General features: G+C 61.0%; 2 protein-coding genes and 1 pseudogene. 2 read left to right on the plus strand and 1 reads right to left on the minus strand.

The annotated features are described in order from the left end of the window. Both EN742_RS34040 and EN742_RS34045 read left to right on the plus strand, forming a co-directional pair. Positions 1-801 (plus strand): oxidoreductase (locus EN742_RS34040; RefSeq protein WP_148670485.1); only part of this gene is annotated, 801 nt, incomplete at its 5' end. 12 nt (positions 802-813) lie between these two features. Continuing rightward, positions 814-1,479 (plus strand): SDR family NAD(P)-dependent oxidoreductase, encoded by a 666-nt coding sequence (locus EN742_RS34045; RefSeq protein ID WP_128333825.1) that lies wholly within the window; start codon positions 814-816, stop codon positions 1,477-1,479. Positions 1,480-1,542: 63 nt separating this feature from the next. Here EN742_RS34045 and EN742_RS34050 read toward each other — a convergent pair. Continuing rightward, positions 1,543-1,743, minus strand: a pseudogene (locus EN742_RS34050) (CopG family transcriptional regulator); the annotation flags it as partial.

Here is a 1,743-nt window from a genome sequence, read left to right on the forward strand (position 1 = left end):
CTGATAACCGGCGCGTCGTCGGGCATCGGCAAGGCAACCACCCTGAAGCTGCTAGACGCAGGCTACAGGGTCTATGTCGCCGCTCGTCGCGTCGAACAAATGCACGATCTGGTCAAACGCGGCGCCATCGCCATCGCCCTGGACCTCACAAGGGATGATGAGATCGTGGCTGCGGTCGATCGGATCGTCGCGGAAAGCGGCTCGATCGACGTCCTTATCAACAACGCAGGTTACGGCTCGTATGGCGCGATCGAGGATGTGCCCATCGATGAGGGCCGGCGACAGTTCGAGGTCAACCTCTTCGGTCTTGCCCGGTTGACGCAGCTCGCTCTGCCGACGATGCGCCAGAACAAGTACGGCAAGATCGTCAACATCTCTTCGATCGGCGGCAAGATCTACACACCCTTCGGCGGATGGTATCACGCGACCAAGCATGCACTCGAAGGCTGGTCGGACACGCTCCGGCTGGAAGCCAAAGCCTTCGGGATCGACGTCATCGTCGTTGAGCCGGGCGGCATCAAGACGGAATGGGGACCTATTTCCGCCGAAAATCTGAAGAAGACCTCTGGAACCGGCGCCTACGCGAAAGCCGCCAACAAGACAGCGGCCAGCATGCACGAAGCCTATTCTGGCTCGCGGCTGTCGGCCCCCTCAGTGGTAGGAGTCACGATCCTCAAGGCCATCACTGCCCGCAGGCCGAAGACCCGGTATCATTCAGGTTATATGGCGGGCACCGTCTTGTGGATGCGTCGCTGGCTCAGTGATCGGATGTTCGATCGCATCATCACATCCATGGTCTGATCAGAGAGGCAAATGACTTTGAGCTGGTCTACGATCATCATCGGCCATGGCCCTTTGTTGGGTGATGCGCTGGCGGAAGCCTTCATTGCAGAGGGCTATGACATCGGCCTTGTGGCGCGAAATGCGGCCAGGCTGGACGAGGCGGCCGCCAAGCTCTCCGAGCGAGGCGCAAAGGTTACGACCTATGCCGCCGATGCGGGCGATCATGACGCGCTTTCGGCAGCGCTGGACGCAGCCCGGCGTGATCTGGGCGCTCCGGAAGTCCTGATCTACAACGCGGCGAGTTCGAAGATGCAGGGCGTGCTCGACCTGTCGGCCGAAAGGCTCATCGATGATTTTCGGGCGGGTGTTTCCGGTGCGCTTGTCGCGGCGCGGCATGCCGCGCCGGCCATGATCGAAAGAGGGCGCGGAACGCTTTTGTTCACTGGCGGAATGCTTGCGCTCGCCCCCATGTCGATGTTCGCCTCAATGTCGATCATCAAAGGCGGCATTCGCGCTCTGGCGTTGATGCTCGCTGACGAACTTGCCCCGAAGAACGTCAGGGTCGGAACCGTGACCATCGGCGGTGCGATTGCACGCGGCACCGCTTTCGATCCGTCCATAATCGCGCGAAGTTTCGTGGCGCTTCACAAATCGCCGCCCAGACCCAAGATGGCTGAAATTGTGCTGCGCGGATAGCCGCCCCGCATATCGACCGTTTCGGACTGCTAATCCTGAGAAATCACGTCAGTTCTGTTTCTCTCAGTCGTGCCGACTATCTCCACTGATATCCTCTGAAATCTCCTGCCGCAGCTTCGGGCCCTTGGCGAGCCTGCGTCCCAGAGCAGCGACGAAGGCATCGTAGCGCTCGCTCGCCTGGGCCCGGGCTGCGGCCTGGGCCGGCTCGGGAAGCGGCGGATTGGTGGTCAGCCAGATGCGAACGAAGACGGCGAACATCTCAAC

It is taken from the genome of Mesorhizobium sp. M4A.F.Ca.ET.020.02.1.1, assembly GCF_004022645.1.
In the GTDB taxonomy this organism is placed as follows: domain Bacteria; phylum Pseudomonadota; class Alphaproteobacteria; order Rhizobiales; family Rhizobiaceae; genus Mesorhizobium.

Excerpts from the sequence above, each read along its gene's own strand:
- EN742_RS34045 (WP_128333825.1), top strand. The coding sequence starts at position 814 with ATGACTTTGAGCTGGTCTACGATCATCATCGGCCATGGCCCTTTGTTG.